At 64.8% G+C, this 2,184-nt stretch carries 4 protein-coding genes; 2 read left to right on the top strand and 2 right to left on the bottom strand.

Translation table 11 applies throughout. The features are described from left to right. Nucleotides 1–36: 36 nt before the first annotated feature. Nucleotides 37–447, bottom strand: a complete 411-nt coding sequence (locus Aco03nite_RS52335) for a DUF6226 family protein (RefSeq protein WP_203810754.1) — start codon at nt 445–447, stop codon at nt 37–39. A gap of 269 nt (nt 448–716) precedes the next feature. Here Aco03nite_RS52335 and Aco03nite_RS52330 point away from each other — a divergent pair, with 269 nt between their 5' ends. Further along, nucleotides 717–1,268 carry a DUF6993 domain-containing protein gene (locus Aco03nite_RS52330; RefSeq protein WP_203810752.1) on the top strand — a complete coding sequence of 184 codons (552 nt, stop codon included), beginning with the start codon at nt 717–719 and terminating at the stop codon, nt 1,266–1,268. 57 nt (nt 1,269–1,325) lie between these two features. On the opposite strand, the gene Aco03nite_RS52325 is transcribed toward Aco03nite_RS52330, so the two are convergent. Continuing rightward, nucleotides 1,326–1,565: a hypothetical protein gene (locus Aco03nite_RS52325; RefSeq protein WP_203810750.1), complete on the bottom strand. Its 240-nt coding sequence runs from the start codon at nt 1,563–1,565 to the stop codon at nt 1,326–1,328. A 259-nt stretch (nt 1,566–1,824) separates the two neighbouring features. Here Aco03nite_RS52325 and Aco03nite_RS52320 point away from each other — a divergent pair, with 259 nt between their 5' ends. Continuing rightward, complete coding sequence (locus tag Aco03nite_RS52320) at nt 1,825–2,022, top strand: hypothetical protein (RefSeq protein WP_203810748.1); 198 nt, start codon at nt 1,825–1,827, stop codon at nt 2,020–2,022. Nucleotides 2,023–2,184: the final 162 nt, after the last annotated feature.

The raw sequence follows: 2,184 nt of genomic DNA, 5'->3' as shown, positions 1-2,184 counted from the left end.
CCCTCATCTGCCGCGGATCGGACGTTCTCGGTTCCTTCAGTCGCTGCCTCGGCGCCACCGGGTCGTCTGCCCGGTCCTTGAACGGGTCAGGCTTTCGACTTTGTCGTGAAGATCCTCGATCAGCTCTTGAGGGTCTTCGTCGCAGGCGTCGCATCCGCATGCCGGCAACGCTGTCTCCCTCTCTTGGCCCAACTTGACCACCAGCCCCGGAAAGCTGGTGAAGTTGATCCGGAGGCGGCCGACTCCCGGACGCGTCGGGTCGAGTTGCACCATGCGAACTTGACCGCTGAAGCGGCTTGGATCACTCACCGAGCCCTCGCTCCGGACGACCATGAAGTCCCGGGCGAGATCGTCCAACAGATGCTCGGCCGCATCGTGCAGGACTCGATACCGGCCGGGATTGGTAAACCGGCTATACACGTCTAGCTCGGGCTCAGTTTCGTGCATGGATGAACTTTACGGCGCTGCGTTCGACGTCAGGATCAAACGCACTGATCTGCCGCCGTCCGCGAGACCGCGATTGATCTTGCCGCCCTTGGCCCAGCATCACCCTGATGACCCGCCAGCGCGCTGGCGCGGCGAGTCAGTGGATGGCATGCTCGGTACTCCTCGTCGCGTGAACGGCGTTCTGGTTGCCGAGGTCGCGCCGGTCGTATCGGTTTCTCCGCCGGCTCGGATGATCAGCCGCAGCGCGGTGATCACATATCTTGCGCGGAGTGAGATCACCGAGGGTGCAGATGACGCCAGCTGCCCTGCTCCTGGCACTGGCTACCGCCTGTGGCGCGCCGACCGAGCACGACACCGCTCGGCTACAGCAGGGCAGTGCGCCGGCTACGCGATGTTCGGACCCCCTTAACGACGACGGCCACTGCGCGCTGGAGTTGAAGGACAGCCACCTGCGTACGCCGGCGCCAGCCATCGGCGAGGACGAGGCGCTTGACGAGGCCGCGGCCGCGGTGGCCAACCGGGGTCGCGATGGCGGATGCCTGGAGGAGCTCGACAGCAACGGCCACTGCCTCGGGAGCGCGGAACTCGCCGCGACCAGCGAGTACGTTACGAAGGTGCGGCAGGCCCTGACTCGGACTGGGTACACCGACGCCGTGGTGCGGTTAGGCCGGGACGAGGACCCGACGGCGCGGGGCGCGCTGATCTGGGCCGTTCGGATCGGCGACGTCTGCGTGCTCGCCGACGTCACTCCGCCGCCTGTGGAGCGCTACCACTCCTGGTATGCGGGTCTGCTAACGGACGGCCACTGCTTGGCGCCGTGACTTTGATGAAGGCCGACAATGAGTATCCGGATCTGCCGCGATTCGGGCGAGGGCTGCTCATAGGGCGGAACCAGGTGAGCACCAACCGGCCAGCATGTCGAGGACGTCGAGGATTGGGTCCTCCTCCTCGTCGGGTCTCTGTTCCTGGCGCAGCACCATGACCAGCCGCGACAGTTGCTCTGTGATCTGTTCGCGCGAGTCGCCGGCGGCGAGTTCGTCTTGGACTGCAGCGCGTAAGGCCTGAACCGCGTCGTCGGTGGCGAGGGCATTACGCCAGCGCTTCAGATCATCGGGCATAGTCTCTCCAAGCATCAGTGGCCACGGATGGCGCCTCGCCAAAAGTAGCGTGACTGGTTGCGCAGCATTTCTGTCTGCAACGCAGTGCCCGGCACTGCGACAGGACGGCAACGGCTCGATGGCTAGGACCAGAACCGCACGCTCATGCCGCTTTCCGCGCGGAGGCTGGCCGCTGCCACGACCGGTTGTCGGGGGTGCCAGACCGGCTCCTCGTGCCCGAAGAGGAGCCCCCTGTCGATCTCGCTGCGACACTCTTTGCATGGAGCTGTTCACCGTGAGGGCGGACGCGCAACTCGATGACGACAACGTGATGCTCACGCTCAGCGGATCCTCATGGCTACTGAATGTCGATGCGAGTCCGTGGGAATGGGCTGGGAAGCTCGCCTGCATTGCCGGCGCCGACCACGTGCGGCGCCTGGATGTAAGCCTCGGAACATCGGCGAGACGCCCGGTGTAGTGGAGCACGGGTGACGGCCAACTCACCTTGAGCGTGGGCCAGGACCCGGAGAGTTATGACTTTGTCGTGGTCCTACCCGCTGCCATCCCGCGGGAGATTCAGGTACAAATGGAGGCCATCGATTCCAATGACTGGGGTTAGTCCAGTGCGAGTCACTCTCAT

Source organism: Actinoplanes couchii (assembly GCF_016862075.1).
GTDB lineage: Bacteria > Actinomycetota > Actinomycetes > Mycobacteriales > Micromonosporaceae > Actinoplanes > Actinoplanes couchii.
This window is presented reverse-complemented; position numbering and strand designations above follow the sequence as displayed.